General features: G+C 69.5%; 12 protein-coding genes and 1 tRNA gene. 8 read left to right on the forward strand and 5 right to left on the reverse strand.

Features of this window, described 5'->3' with window-relative positions; translation table 11 throughout:
* Positions 1-494: 494 nt before the first annotated feature.
* Positions 495-1724, reverse strand: coding sequence for an MFS transporter (locus D456_RS0120660; protein ID WP_017578079.1), 1230 nt, complete (start codon positions 1722-1724; stop codon positions 495-497).
* Positions 1725-1845: 121 nt separating this feature from the next.
* The gene (locus D456_RS24700) at positions 1846-2295 is read right to left on the reverse strand and encodes a MerR family transcriptional regulator (protein ID WP_017578080.1); all 450 of its coding nucleotides are present in this window, start codon (positions 2293-2295) and stop codon (positions 1846-1848) included.
* Between the two features lie 297 nt (positions 2296-2592).
* Between D456_RS24700 and D456_RS0120670 the strand changes: the two genes are divergently transcribed.
* A complete protein-coding gene (locus tag D456_RS0120670; RefSeq protein ID WP_017578081.1) occupies positions 2593-3426 on the forward strand; it encodes an urea carboxylase-associated family protein in 834 nt (277 codons plus the stop codon).
* A gap of 110 nt (positions 3427-3536) precedes the next feature.
* Here D456_RS0120670 and D456_RS24705 read toward each other — a convergent pair whose 3' ends face one another.
* Positions 3537-3983: a hypothetical protein gene (locus D456_RS24705; RefSeq protein ID WP_040699800.1), complete on the reverse strand. Its 447-nt coding sequence runs from the start codon at positions 3981-3983 to the stop codon at positions 3537-3539.
* A gap of 259 nt (positions 3984-4242) precedes the next feature.
* On the opposite strand from D456_RS24705, the gene D456_RS0120680 reads away from it, so the two are divergent.
* Together D456_RS0120680 and D456_RS0120685 are read left to right on the forward strand one after the other, a co-directional pair.
* Positions 4243-4875, forward strand: coding sequence for a dienelactone hydrolase family protein (locus tag D456_RS0120680; RefSeq protein ID WP_017578083.1), 633 nt, complete (start codon positions 4243-4245; stop codon positions 4873-4875).
* Positions 4876-4994: 119 nt separating this feature from the next.
* Positions 4995-5591, forward strand: coding sequence for a class I SAM-dependent methyltransferase (locus tag D456_RS0120685; RefSeq protein WP_017578084.1), 597 nt, complete (start codon positions 4995-4997; stop codon positions 5589-5591).
* Between the two features lie 46 nt (positions 5592-5637).
* On the opposite strand, the gene D456_RS0120690 is transcribed toward D456_RS0120685, so the two are convergent.
* A complete protein-coding gene (locus D456_RS0120690) occupies positions 5638-7392 on the reverse strand; it encodes a TIGR03767 family metallophosphoesterase (RefSeq protein ID WP_017578085.1) in 1755 nt (584 codons plus the stop codon).
* Between the two features lie 555 nt (positions 7393-7947).
* Here D456_RS0120690 and D456_RS0120695 point away from each other — a divergent pair.
* The 4 genes from D456_RS0120695 to D456_RS24710 all read left to right on the forward strand — a co-directional run bounded on the left by D456_RS0120695 (position 7948) and on the right by D456_RS24710 (position 10381).
* Positions 7948-8021: transfer RNA gene (locus D456_RS0120695), tRNA-Pro, on the forward strand.
* Positions 8022-8544: 523 nt separating this feature from the next.
* Entirely contained in the window at positions 8545-9276 is a 732-nt protein-coding gene (locus tag D456_RS0120705; protein WP_017578087.1) for a beta/alpha barrel domain-containing protein, read from the forward strand.
* Positions 9277-9452: 176 nt separating this feature from the next.
* Positions 9453-9629, forward strand: a complete 177-nt coding sequence (locus tag D456_RS27295) for a hypothetical protein (RefSeq protein WP_017578088.1) — start codon at positions 9453-9455, stop codon at positions 9627-9629.
* Complete coding sequence (locus D456_RS24710) at positions 9626-10381, forward strand: cytochrome P450 (RefSeq protein ID WP_017578089.1); 756 nt, start codon at positions 9626-9628, stop codon at positions 10379-10381. The genes D456_RS27295 and D456_RS24710 overlap by 4 nt, the downstream gene beginning before the upstream one ends.
* A gap of 1088 nt (positions 10382-11469) precedes the next feature.
* On the opposite strand, the gene D456_RS0120715 is transcribed toward D456_RS24710, so the two are convergent.
* Positions 11470-11835 carry a VOC family protein gene (locus D456_RS0120715; RefSeq protein WP_026116075.1) on the reverse strand — a complete coding sequence of 122 codons (366 nt, stop codon included), beginning with the start codon at positions 11833-11835 and terminating at the stop codon, positions 11470-11472.
* Between the two features lie 94 nt (positions 11836-11929).
* Between D456_RS0120715 and D456_RS0120720 the strand changes: the two genes are divergently transcribed.
* Entirely contained in the window at positions 11930-12895 is a 966-nt protein-coding gene (locus D456_RS0120720) for a helix-turn-helix transcriptional regulator (RefSeq protein ID WP_026116076.1), read from the forward strand.
* The last annotated feature ends 727 nt before the right edge of the window (positions 12896-13622 follow it).

Genomic DNA, 13622 nt, shown 5'->3' on the forward strand with positions numbered 1-13622 from the left:
CTCCCCTCAGGTTCGGTTTGCCGTTTTCATCCCACTTCAAAGTCGCTGGGATCACCTCATTGGGAGAGTAAGTGTCCGGGGCCGGCGTGAGCTTCAGGCGAGGTTCGGAACGGGGGCCCCGGGCGTCGCCAGGGCTCCGCGGCTCGGATGTGGCGAGGCCAGCCTGGTGGGGTAGAGGTGGGGTTGAAAGAGGGGCGCCGTTCGGCGCCCCTCTACGACCGTTCCCGTCCTCTGCTGGCCAGGCGATGTGCCTTGACCAGGGTGTTCATGTTCCTGAGCGACCCTTCTCGACCTCCCTCGGCCGGGCTCACCTTGCCTGGGGGTCAAGGGGTCGTGGGTTCAAATCCCGCCGTCCCGACAGAAGAACACCAGGTGCTCGAAGGGCCCACCGTCCGGTGGGCCCTTTCCTGCTGTCCATGTGGGATGGGAGCTCTGGTCCGGTTCCCCACGCCGGGCTCGGGAGGGCCCGACGAGGCGGCCCTCCCCGAACCGGCTCAGCCCGTGGGGCTCCCTTCGTGGGTGCTCTCGCCGATGGTCGACGGGTAGGAACGTACCGACAGGACCATGACCACCAGCATCACCAAGCCGATCGCGGACGCGGCCACTGCGGCACCGGTTCCGCCGTAGAGGGTGATGGCACCGCCGCCCACAGCGCCCGCGACAGCGATACCGACATACAGGCCACTGGTGTTGAGCGCCACCGCCTCGGTTCCGGCGTCGCCGGCCAAACTCAGAGCGCGGGTGTTCATGGGCGGGTTGAAGCCCCATCCGCCGAAACCGTACACCGCCAGTGCCACGACCACCATCCAGACCGGGGTAGTGCCCGGCCACAGCAGGCCGGCCGAGGCCAGGCCCACTGCGCCCAGGACCAGCACGGCGAAGGTCGCGATCAGCGTGCGGTCAGCTCCCCATCGGTCGGTCAGGCGCCCACCCACGAAGGTACCGATCGCGCCGGCCACACCGACCGTGCCGATGAACACCGCGAGCATCACGCCGCCCTGGCTGCTGAGGGCCTCGGTGATGGGGCCGATGTAGGTGTAGACCAGCAACCCGCCACTGGCGCCCATTACCGTGCCGACCACGCAGGTCAATACGGCGGGACGCGACAGGATGCTCAGCTGCTGGCGCACCCCGATCTCAGGTGCGCCGGGCAGGCGCGGGAGCAGAGCCACGCACGCGATCAACACGGCGACGGTGAGCAGGGCCACCGCGATGAATGCCGAGCGCCAGCCGAAAGTGGTTCCCAGGAGCGAACCGGTCGGCACCCCCACGAACAGGGAGACGGTCAGCCCCGCGGCGACCACGCCCATGGCCTGGCCGACCTTGTCCGGGGCGGCGATCCGCCCGGCCGTGCCGAAGACCGCGGGTGTGATGGATGCGCCCACCAGGGCCGCGAGCACGCGCAGGACCATGAGTACCGTGTACGTGGGCGCGAACGCGGTCACGAGGTTGAGCACCGCGAAGACCAGCAGACCTCCCACGATCAGGGTCTTGCGTGGCCACCGGGCCGTCGCTACCGCGATGGGGGGTGCGGCCACCGCGTAGGTGGCGGAGAAGACGGTGACCAACTGTCCCGCCGCGGCTTCGCTGACCTGTAGATCGGAGGCGACAGCTGGTAGCACGCCCGCGATGATGAAGTCATCGGTGCCGATGACGAACGTGACCAGCAGGAGGCAGAGGAGCCATCCTGTTCCGGCGACGTCCTTCTTCTCGAGAGAAACCATGGGTGGACGTTAGGAGGTTGACACTGGTGTCAAGGTCAACCTTGCTCCCTTGCTCGCACGTCCGGACGGTTGTCGTTCCGTCGGAAACCGGACGCCGGCCGACAGGATACCCGCGGGGTGTTCAGCCGCTCATGCCTTCCGAGCACGCCCCGGGCGTCCCGCTCTCATGGGGCTCGGGTGCCTGCTCCGGCCCGATGGCGCACGCCAGTTCGGCGTGGTGGGAGGCCAGCCGTTCCCGCAGGCTCTGGAGCCGTGCGATGCGCTCGTCCAAACCGGACAGCCGCTCCCGTACGGTGTCCAGTTCGGCGGGGCAGTGCGGTGACTCGGCCAGGGGGCGGTCCAGGTACCCGTTCTCGATGTAGTGGATGACATCCGCAGAGGTGAGACCGACCTCGAAAAGCTGCTTGATGTTGTCGGCCCGGACGGCGGAGAGCTGGTCGTAGACCCGGTACCCGTTCTCGTCCCGGGAAGGTGACAGAAGTCCTTTCTGTTCGTAGTGGCGCAATGAGCGGGCGCTGACCCCGATGTGTTTCGCCAGGTCACCGATCCGGAACTTCATCAGGTCGGGCATAGGTTCCGATCGTAGTCCATGGCGCCGAAAGTTGAATGTAGTGCGAGGCGCAATCAGTTGTTCTGTGTCAGGTCCCGAGGGATCGAATTGCCGTTTTGTTCGATGCTCGGCCGGATCCGGTTCCCGTTCACGGTCCGTGCGGCAGCCGCATGCCGTCGGACGGCCGGTGGATGCGGGGGCAGGGGTCGTCCGGCCTTCCTCTCTTTCCGGCCGGAGGGAGCGGGGTAGGTTCCCGGGCGTACCTGGTGTCTGCAGGGCGTGCCCGGGGTGCGGGCCCGCCCGGAAGCGAGGGGACCGTTGGGTTCACCCGAGGCCGCCTACCGATCCGGTGAGGGCAGCGCCCTGCACGTCGATACCGCCTTCTACGACCGGCTCGCCGAACACACCGGGGAGCGGGAACTGGTGGAGCGTTTCGTGCTGCCGATCCGTTCCGGGCAGGCGTGGGAGGTCCCCGCCGGACATCTGTGCCGGATCTCCACCCCGGAAGGGCCCCAGGTCGGGGACCTCAACGTCTGGAACCGGCACAATCCACGCGAGCGCCTGTGGGCCTCACGCACACGCCAGTTGCAGCGTGCGCACGTGAGCCGCCACGACCGGCTGTGGTCGACCCTGCCGTACCTGCGTCCTCTGGTCACGATCACCAACGACACCCTGGAGTGGTACGGGACGGACGAGGAGGGCGGGCGGGTGCACGACCTGCTCGGGACCCGGTGCGACCCGTACGTGAACCGGATGCTGACCGGCGAGGACTTCGACCGCCACTGTCACTCGAACCTGACCCGCGCGGTCCTGCCGCACGGGCTGACCGAGTTCGACGTGCACGACGTCCTCAACGTCTTCCAGTGCACCGGCCTCAACGACCGGGACCAGTACTTCATGAAGGCCTCGCCCGCCGGGCCGGGCGACTTCTTCGAGTTCTTCGCGGAGCAGGACCTGTTGTGCGCCCTGTCGACCTGCCCGGGCGGAGACCTCTCCGTTCCGTTGTGGGGTCCGGACGCGCGGGACCCGGTCGAGGTGTGCCGTCCGCTCGGGGTGGAGGTCCACCGCCCCTCTCCGGCACTGACGGAAGGGTGGAGCGTGCCACCGACCGCCGCCTACCGGGGGCGGCACGGCCTGACCGGACCCGGCTGACAACCCCGAACGGGGCACGGATTTTGCCCGTCCGGTCGAGAGCCGTCACTCCGTGGGGTCGAGGGTGTCCTGGCCGAGTCGGCCTTCTCGACTTCGAGCACCTCTCGGTCTCATGACACGGCGGCGCGTGTGCCCGAAACCGCGAGGCAGGCCAGGGTGAGCGCGGCGGTGTCCTCGAGGACCGCGTCGACATGGGCCGGGCCGCTCCACCCCGCTCGCCAGCCGACCCCCGCCGCAGCGCTCGCCGGAACGGCCAGTGCCGCGATCACGGCGGTCGGCACCACCCGCTCACCGAGCCCGAGCGCGAGCAGGCCCCCGCCCACGGCCCCGCTGAGGACACGCAGCGCCAGAACCGGACCGGTCGTGCGGCCGGGCATACCCGGCACCTTGTCCATGGCGAGTTCCCCGGCCACGGCCAGTACGGTCGAACACAGCAGGCCCTTGCGCCCGTGGGCGCGGGCGCGGGACCACAGCGGGGCACACGGTCCGAGGGAACTGCGTGAACCCGTGGCCAGGCCCAGGACGGCGGCGCGGACGGCGGTCGATGGTCGGATCATCAGCACGGCCGACTCCTCGTATCGGGTCTGTGTGCTCGCACAGTAACCCTTCGGCAGGGGACGCCCCGGGACCCGCACCGCGCGTGGTGCCGGCCCCCGGTCCGCCCGGGGCCGGATCCGCAGATCAGAGCCCCGTGGCCGGGCAACGGACGGTACACGTGGGTAGGGGCGGCGGACGAGGGGCACAGGACCCTCCGCACCGGAAACGCGTGGCCTGCACGGCCACCGCGAACCACCGCCGGCCCCACGGGAGGCACACATGGACGAGTACGAGGTCACCCTGCCGCTCCCCGGGGCATCGCTCCCCGGCCGGCTCGCCGTACCCGCGGGATCGACGGGGATCGTCGTGTTCGCACACGGCAGCGGCAGCTCCCGGCACAGCGCACGCAACCGTGCTGTGGCTGCCGAGCTCGAGGAAGCGGGCATTGCGACGCTCTTGTTCGACCTGCTCACGCCGGAGGAGGACGAACACGAGGGCCAACGCTTCGACATCGACCTGCTCACCGAACGCCTGGCCGGGGCGGTGCTCTGGCTGGGGCAGCAGCAACACCTCTCGGCGCTGCGCGTGGGCCTCTTCGGTGCCAGTACCGGCGCGGCCGCCGCGCTGCGTACCGCAGCCGAGGCCCCCGATCTGATCGCGGGCGTGGTCTCGCGGGGCGGACGCCCCGACCTTGCCGGGTCCTCGGCTCTGGCCAGGGTCCAGGCCCCCACGCTGTTGGTGGTGGGCGGCGACGACGCCACGGTGCTCGGCCTCAACGAGGAGGCGGCCGCCCAGCTGGCCGGGCCGCGCCGGACGCACGTGGTCCCCGGAGCCACGCACCTGTTCGCCGAACCCGGGGCGTTGGAGGAGGTCGCGAACGCGGCCGTCGACTGGTTCACCGGCCTCCTCTGAACCCGTGAGCGTCCCGGCCCCACATCCGCCTACTGTTTTGCCATATCGGCAAAAATATTCTCCTCGTGGTCCCGTGGTGGGCCAGGATGGGGGGAACGACGCACCGACGAGGGGGAAACATGGACGAGCAGTTCTGGGACCGGATGTACAGCGACCGCGCCCAGCTCTGGAGCGGGCGCCCCAACGGGACCCTGGTCGCCGAAGCTGCAGACCTGGCCCCCGGACACGCCCTCGACGTCGGATGCGGCGAGGGCGGCGACGCGCACTGGCTCGCCGAGCACGGCTGGACCGTCACCGGCGTGGACCTGTCCAGCGTCGCGCTCGAACGCGCACGCCAGGTGTGCCGGGGCCTGCCCGTGGCGCTGCGCCGACAGGATCTCGCCCAGGAGCCGCCGGAACCCGCCTCCTACGACCTGGTCTCCCTGCACTACTTCCCGCTCCTGCGCGAGAAGGACCACATCGCCCTCCTCGGGCTGGTGGAGGCCGTCGCACCCGGCGGCACACTGCTGGTGGTCGGCCACGACATGAGCGACCTCCGGGGGGACGAGGGCGGCGACCACGACCCGGCCGACTACTACCAGCCCCCGGAGTTCGCCGGGTTCCTCCAGGACGGATGGACCGTCGAGACCGACGAGGTGCGCCCACGCGTCGACGCCGCACCCGAGGGCAGCGCCCACAAGAACGACGTCGTCCTGCGAGCCCGGCGCACCGCCTGACACGCCGGGCCCCTCCTTCCGGCCCCGGACGCAGGGGGACCGGCGGTCACCGGCCGGCGGCCACCAGCAGTTCCACGTTCCGGTCGGCCTCCGAGCCCAGGTTCGCGGCGTCGGCGTGGATGTCGTTGAGGGAGAGCTCCCTGTACAGCGACGCCAACCCCGCGGGCGAGAAGTCCCCGTGGTCGACCCGGTAGGGGCTGTCGGCCTCCAGCAGTGTCGTGAACAGGGACATCGTCCCGTCCCGGTTGTCGACCAGCTCGATGCAGCGTGCCAACTGCGGATGGTCGATGTGCGAGGCGGTGTTGATCTCCCAGAACCCGCGTTCGGGACGGTCGGAGGTGTGAGCCCGCACCGTGTTGGCGTGCGTGTGCCCGTTCACCCACGCCAACACGTTCGGGTACCGCTTGAGCATGCCGACCAGGACCCCGCCGATGTAGCGCACCTCCCCGGGCCGGCGGCTGTCCGGCAGCGGGTTGTCCATGGTGTCGCTCGTGTGGTGGCTGAACAGGATGAACAGCTCGTCGGTCACGTCCTGGGTCTGGCGACGCCCGAGCAGGTCGTAGTAGGTCGAGCTGGCCGCCCGCAGTGTCTGCTCCAACCAGTCGAACTGGTGCTTGCCGATCGAGCCGTTGGCGAGCCCGGCCAGGGTCGTGGTGTCCAGGCTGACGCCCGTGACGCCCTCGGCGATCGTGAAGGTGTAGAAGCAGTCCGTGCCGTCGGCGTTGTCCTCGGTGAAGCCGTGCCCGACCGGGCCGGGGCCGGTGTTGGTCCCGTCCAGGTGCGCGGCCACGAAACCCTCGGTGTCGAAGGGTGCCCGCCGCTCGTCCGGGGTCACGGTGGAGACCAGCGTCGTGGAACCGGAGGTGTCGACCTGCTGGTTCCGTTCCACCTCCTCGGGCAGCTCACCCACCTGGTCCGGGTCGGCCTGAGCGGCCGCCGCCTGCTCGGCCGCCTCACCCTCGGCGAACATGATCTTGCGGTCGCCGGTGAAGGCCTCGGTCAACGATCCCGCGGGCAGGGTCCCGGCCGGGGTGTTGTCGTGGTTGCCGATCGTGCAGTACCAGGGGATGTCCAGGCCCGGGGCCGTGAACTCCGCGATCGCCGCCTCCAGGAACCCCGGCAGGTGCGGGAACCCGGCCTCGGTCTTGTACCGGTCGGCCATGTCGCTCTCGGGCTGCCAGTACAGCTCCGACCCGCAGTTCTGTACCCCTTCGAACCCGGACGGATCCCCGGTGTTGGGTGTGACCGAACCACCGTTGAGGATCGCCATGAGCCAGTCCAGCTCGATCTGCTCGTGGTTGTCGGTGTTGTCGCCTGTGGTCATCACGAAGTCCAGCCCCCGGCCGGTGACCGGTCCGGCCCGCAGCGCGTTGACCCGCTGCACCAGGGCCGAGGCGCCGATCTGCGCCAAGGCCTCCTGGGGCCGGTGGGCGCCGGTGCCTAGGACCGGGTGGGTGTACTCGAAGCGCACGGGGCTCTGCACGTCGACCACGTGGGTGTCGGTGAACTGCACGAACGCGGTCAGAGCGGTACGCCGTTCGTCGCGGCCGGGGTCGGCCGCCACCAGGTCCTCGCGCACCTGGATCGGCCATCCGGGACCGGAGCTGAGCAACCGGTACCCGTCGCCGACCGGGGTGGCGACCTCGGCGAGGGTGGTGCCCTCGGGGGCGGTCACACGGTCCAGCGTCCGTCGCATCAGACGGTCGTGGGTCGTGGCGGACACGGGCAGGGACGGCAGGCTCAGGCCCAGGCCCAGGCCTGCCCCGGCGGCCAGGAAGCCGCGACGGTGCAGGGACGCCATGCGGGGATCCTCACGGCCCCGAGCGGGGCCAGCAGGGGACGGGGGCGATGGTCATTCAAGACGAACAGGGCCTTTCCGGCAACGGGTGGGGGCGTGGCCACGGTGCCCCTGCGGTGGATCCGCCGGGAGCGGCTGGGTACGATCCCGGGTTCGGCTTTTTCTGGAAGCACATGTGTACGTGACCGGATACCGACGGTGACGACTCCGGTGCACCGGGGATTCGGCCGGGTGTACCGGGGCGTTGGCCCGTGCCTGGGGGAGCGGTCACCAACGTGAGAATTTTTCATATCTGGCCGGATGTGGCCACGACAGAGTTGGGGCGGACGGGAGACGGGGGCACAAGAACGGCCGGTCGTCCGATCGCGGGCGGGGCGGGCCCGAGCCGATCGACGGGACCGAGCTCGTTCCGGCCCCCGGAGCGGTCGTGGTCGAGGCCGGGACGGCGGGACCGGCCGGACCCGGACACACTTCGACCCGGGGCGCACTGGTCCGAGCGCCCCTGCGAGTGCGATAGAGTCGGATCCTGTTGGTCGCCGTACGCGATGCGGCGACGGCCGGGACGTGGCGCAGTTTGGTAGCGCACTTGACTGGGGGTCAAGGGGTCGTGGGTTCAAATCCCGCCGTCCCGACACAGAAGCAGCAGGTCATCGAAGGGTCCACCATCCGGTGGGCCCTTTTTTACTGTCCAGGTACGGATGGTCTGGGCCGAGGGTTCGCACTCGGTGGCCAGGTCCTCGGGTGTGCGTCCGGAGTGGGCCAGGGCGATGATCTGGTCGCGGTACTCCGGCGGGTACGCGGGACAGGTCTTGGGTACTTCAGACTCCTTATTCGGTGACAAACTACCCGAAAGCGGGTACCTGTCTACCGAGCCGAAGCAACCTCAAGGGATCGGTCTGCACACGCCTTTCACGGCCCATATCGGTACCGCACACGCGATCCGGCACAAGCGGGGCGAGACCATCGAGGCGTTCCGGGCGGCCCACCCGCAGCGGTTCACCCGCCGGCCCGTGTTGCCCGGTCTTCCCGAGGCCGCCTGGATCAACGAGCCCCAGGAGCAGGGTGCTGTCGAGCATTGTGCTCGACACCTGCAAGAAGTGGCTTGACGATCACTGGTCCGTGTCCGATTGGACTTGACACATTCCGCCCCGCGGTGTGCTGCGGCTACGCGAAGCCTACGGCGCGGCCCACGTGCACGTCGGCGCCGCAGGTGGCATCGGGAGCCCGGAAGCGGCCGCAGCGGCGTTCCTTCTCGGCGCGGAGTTCCTCGTCACCGGCTCCATCAACCAGTGCACCCCGGAGGCCGCGACGAGCGGGGCCGTCAAAGACCTACTGCAGGGGTTGGCGCCGCACGACGTGGATCCCGCCCCCGCACCGGACCTGTTCGAGTGGGGAGTCCGCGCCAACGTGGTCAAACGGGGCGTGTTCCTGCCCGCCGGGGCGGCCCGGCTGCAAGAGCTGTGGCGCGCACACGAGTCGCCGTCCGCACTGGATCCGGCGGTGCGTGAAGAGGTCGAGTCCCGCATCCTGCGGTGCCCCGTTGAGGAGGCCGCAGCCGGCGCCGCCGCCCGGCTGCGCGCATTGTCCCCGGAATCCGCGGTGGGCGAGCACGATCCGAAGCATCGCCTCGCCCTCGCGTTGCGGTCCTACCTGGAGACCGGTTTCGAATCGGCCGTCCGCGGTGAGGTCGAGCGCCGGGTCGATCACCTGGTGTTCTGCGGTTCCGCGATGGGGGCGTGCAACTCCTGGCTGGCGGGCACCGACCTCGCTCCCTGGCAGCGCCGACACGTCGCGGACCTGACCGAACGCCTGCTGGCGAAGGCAGGAGAGCTCCTGGCCCGGTACACCGAACGCCTGGACCGTTCCAGACGGGCGGTGCACCTGTGACCGCCGTGTGCGGCGAGTCCGCACCGAACGCGTTTCCCCGAAAGAGCCGTGGCTACGACGAGTGAGCGCGAGTGTGACCCATCGAGAAGAGAGCGTATGAGTACCGAGGACAGGACGGCGCAGCACCGGACCGGTTCCGCTGCCCGTACCCGTTCGGTGCGAACGACCAGTTGCGGATGCGCCCTGAGTACGCCGAGCTGCGGGGCAGGGGCGGACCGTCGCGGGTGACCATGCCCTACGGAGGTGAGGGATGGCTGGCGGTCGACCACGCCGACGTGCGCAAGGCACTCACCGACCGGGCGCTGAGCCGTTCGGCCGCGCTCGGCCGGGACGTGCCAGGCCGGTGTCGATGATCCAGACCGACCCGAGCATCCTGTTCATGGACCCGCCGGAGCACCAGCGGGTGCGCAGGCTGTTGGCCAGGGCGTTCACCTCCAAGCACATCGAATGGATGCGGCCGCGCATCGAACGCATGGTGACCGGTCTGCTGGACGGGATGGTCGAGCACGGCCACCCCGCCGACGACATGATCGGCGTGCTCGCCGCGGCACTGGACGACGAGGACTTCTCCGAGGACGAGTTGGCGGTCTTCGGGGTGACACTCCTGCTGGCAGGGGACGAGACCGCAAGCAACCAGATCGCCAACTTCACGTTCACGCTGTTGACACACCCCGACCAGTTGGCGCTGCTGAGGGCCGAACCGGAGCTGCTTCCCGGCGCCGTGGAAGAACTGCTGCGGTTCGTCCCCCTCGGAACCGGCACCGGCTACCCGTTCATCGCCACCCGGGACGTCGAGTTCCCCGGGGCCACCCTCCGCGAGGGCGAGGCCATCACGGTGCACACCGGTGCGGCCAACCGCGACCCGCAGTTGTGCGACGACCCCGACGAACTGGATCTGCGTCGCCCGCCGGGCAAGCATTTCGCGTTCGGCCACGGTGCGCACTACTGCCTCGGCGCGGAACTGGCCCGCATCGAGCTGCAGGTGGCGCTCCGAGAGCTGTTGCGCCGCTTCCCCGGACTCGAGCTGGCGGTTCCCGCCGACAAGGTCGAGTTCCGCGATGACCGTCTCGCCCGCGGGCCGGCGACTCTGCCGGTGCGTTGGTGAGGGGGGCAGGTGCGAGCACTCGGCCCGAGGAGACGGCGGCCTTCCCTCTGCCGTGCCCCTGGTCGTTCGCGCCGTCGGCCGAGTACGTGCGGACGCAGGGCAGGCCGGCGGGAGATCTTGTGCAGCAGTCCGGCGGTGGCGGCGTGTACGTCGTGGGTCTGCCAGTGCTTGAGGTCGAGTTCCTCCTGGGAGGGAGCCGGATCGGTTTGCTGGGTCCGTGTCATGCGGTCTCCGTCGGTGGACTGCGATGGCAGGAGCTTGGCGAACCGGAGCCGACGTGCGCCACCGGTTTCTCCCGCTCCGGAAAGTTGTGGTCGGCCCGATTCGTCGCAAGCAGGTGCGGTGCGTGTGCCAGGGCAGCAGTTGTGGGATGCGGTGCCTGGGCCACGGCCGGGGCCCAGGACGAGGGGCGTGGGCCGAATCAGCGCGGGTACCGGTGCGTCCCTTTCAGGGGGCCCGCACCGGACCGGAACGGGCATGGCGCGTGCCGGCCTGAGCCCTGTGGCTCGGACGAACTCGGGCAGGGCTGCTTCCACGCCCACGCGCGCGGGGCCGATGCGGCCAGAGCAGGGTGTGGTCGGACTGGGGCCGGGGTGACGGTTGTGGTCCACCACGGCCGGCGCCAGGGCAGGGGTGACCCAGAACAGGTCGACGCGGCACCGCCCGATCGCACTGCCACCGACCACCGCGGGTTCCGGACCCGGACCGAGAACGGCCTGTGGCCCCGCATCCACCGATCAGTCCTGGACGAGCTGGACAGAGGCGCCCTGCTGGACTGCTCCCGCGCCACGATCGACTCCCAGTCGATCCATGCCGAGAGAGGAGGAGAGGAGCCCACTGACCCTGGCAGACCCCGCTCCGAGCTCCACCTGTCTGTGTGGCGGCCAGGACCTTGCTGACCTGCGCGACCTCCGCGGCCGGCGTCAACGGCGGCGAGGCGCGCGAGCCGCCGGGGCGAGGTACCCCGGCGGCGTCCGGCCAAGCACACCGACGACTTCTGAGACGGGCCCGGAGCCCTTCGTGGCTGAATACACCGGGCGTGGCCGACTCCTCGAAGGCGGACATGGTGGATGTGGGGTTCGTGCGGGTCAGTCCACCGGGGAGACCCGGATGAGATTCCCGTCGGGGTCCGTTACCACGAATGTGCGGCCGAAGACGGCGTCGTGCGGTTCCTCCACCACGCGGACGCCCTTTGCGACCCACTCCGTGCAGGTCTCCTCCACCACGGACGCCGGCCCGGGCAGCATCAGCCCGATCTCGCACGTGCGCGGGGTGCTCGGGACCGCGTGTTCGTTGCGGCCGGTCCACAGCGCGAAAAGGACACCGGGCGCAACCTCGAAAGCCACGTAGCGGGGGCTGATGAAGCTCGGTTCGATCTCGAACAAGTTGCTGTAGAAGGCAGTGGCGGCCTCGGCGTTGCTGACGTAGATCAGGAACAGGTTGGGCGTGGGCATGGAACGCTCCTCCGGTCGGTGGATCTCGGGACCGCGCCAGTTGAGCGCCTGAACACGACAGAACTTGTCACCTTTTCTGTGAGACTCGGTCGGCATGAAGGCTTCGAGGTTGCTGCATCTCCTACTGCTCCTGCAGACGCGTCGGCGCATCACCACCACCGAGATCGCCGAACGTCTGGAGGTGTCCCGGCGGACCGTGCTGCGAGATGTCGAGGCGCTCTCGACGGCAGGTGTACCGGTGTATGCCGAACGGGGCCGGAACGGCGGGGTCGTCCTGCTCCCCGGTGCACGACTCAACGCTTCCCACCTGGAACCCCGGGAACTGGAGACGCTGTCCGTCGCTGGGTTGGACGGCGAGCACCTCGAGCGCCTGGGACTGGCTGCGGTGCATGGGACGGCCGCGCGCAAGATCGCCGCCCGGCAGGCCCAGACACCCGGAGCTTCGAACCTGGCGCCTCTGGCGGACCTGGTGGTGGTGGACAGCACCGCGTGGCTGGCAGGTTCGGCAACGGGGGTGGACATCGCCGACCTGGCGTCGGCGCTGCGGCATCGACGGCGGATGCGCATTCGGTACCGGCGCAGCGCCGAGGGGCAGGCGTCCACACGCGTGGTCGACCCGTACGGGATCGTGGCGAAGTCGGGCCGCTGGTACCTCGTCGCTGACGACCGGGGGAGTGGTCGGCTGTTCGCGTTGGAGCGGCTCTCGGCCTACGAGATGCTCGGCGAGCCGGCTGCCCTCCGTGCGGATCAGACGCTCCGCACCAGGTGGGCCGCGCTGAAGGAACGCATTGAGTCACCAGGCCGGGTGAGTGTCACTGTCCGTCTCCGGGAGAGCCGCCTCGATCTCGCACACCGCATTCTCGGCACCCGCATCCACGGGGTCTCCCGAGCAGAGGAAGGGTGGTGCACCGTCGTCGTCCGCTACCCCGATGTCGAGTCGGTGCGGCAGCTGCTCCAGTTCGGTGACCACATCGAGGTACTCGGACCGGAGGCGGCCCGCGAGCGTGTCCGCCGGTTGGCCGGTGACCTGGCTGAGCGGCACGCGCCTCCAACTGCTTGACCGGGAAAGCGCCGTACCCCTACCGCCGGTCGATGTCCCCGGTCTGCCTGGTGAAGTGTCCGCCACACGAGCGCTCCCGACCCGGGAACGTCGGTCTCGAGCATCGGGAGAGCGGTCCCACGCCGTTCCCACGGGACGACGATCACTCTCATCGACAAGTATGGCAACAGCATGGCGCGCACGTGTGGGTGGGCCGAAGAAATGGACGGCTTCGGGTCCGAGGCGGAATATTTTTGTCACGACAGCGGTGCGCCGTCGTTCTGGCGTGCTGGTCCGGCCGTGGCCGTGCAGAAGAACCCCGAGAGGCGTCGGCCGCGTCGGTTGAACGGACCCACCGATCCCGTCGCGGCCCCTTTCGGTGCATCCTGAGATTCGAAACACAGTCCCTGAGGTGATCGCCGCGGTCCGTCGGCGGCTGGTGCGGACGGTCGAACAAGCAGAGTCGGCCGGGGTTCTGCGGGGACGGCTCGTACGTGGAGCGCTCGCCGCGGCCGGGCCCGGACGGGTGCGGGACCGGCGTCCTCCCGTCGGCGTCAGAAAATCTCCCTCGGCCACGACAGAAACATCGAAGGCCTACCGACAATATTTATTGCGCAGAAAAATTGAAACCGAACCCTCGTTGACAAGCGCTTTCATCGTGTTACTGTTGTTGACAGTTGCAGTTGTGGTTACCCAAGACTTTGGCGTGCTCCAGGTTCACTCCGGGTGCGCTTTGCGCGATCCGGTT

The sequence above is a fragment of the Nocardiopsis kunsanensis DSM 44524 genome (assembly GCF_000340965.1).
GTDB lineage: Bacteria > Actinomycetota > Actinomycetes > Streptosporangiales > Streptosporangiaceae > Nocardiopsis > Nocardiopsis kunsanensis.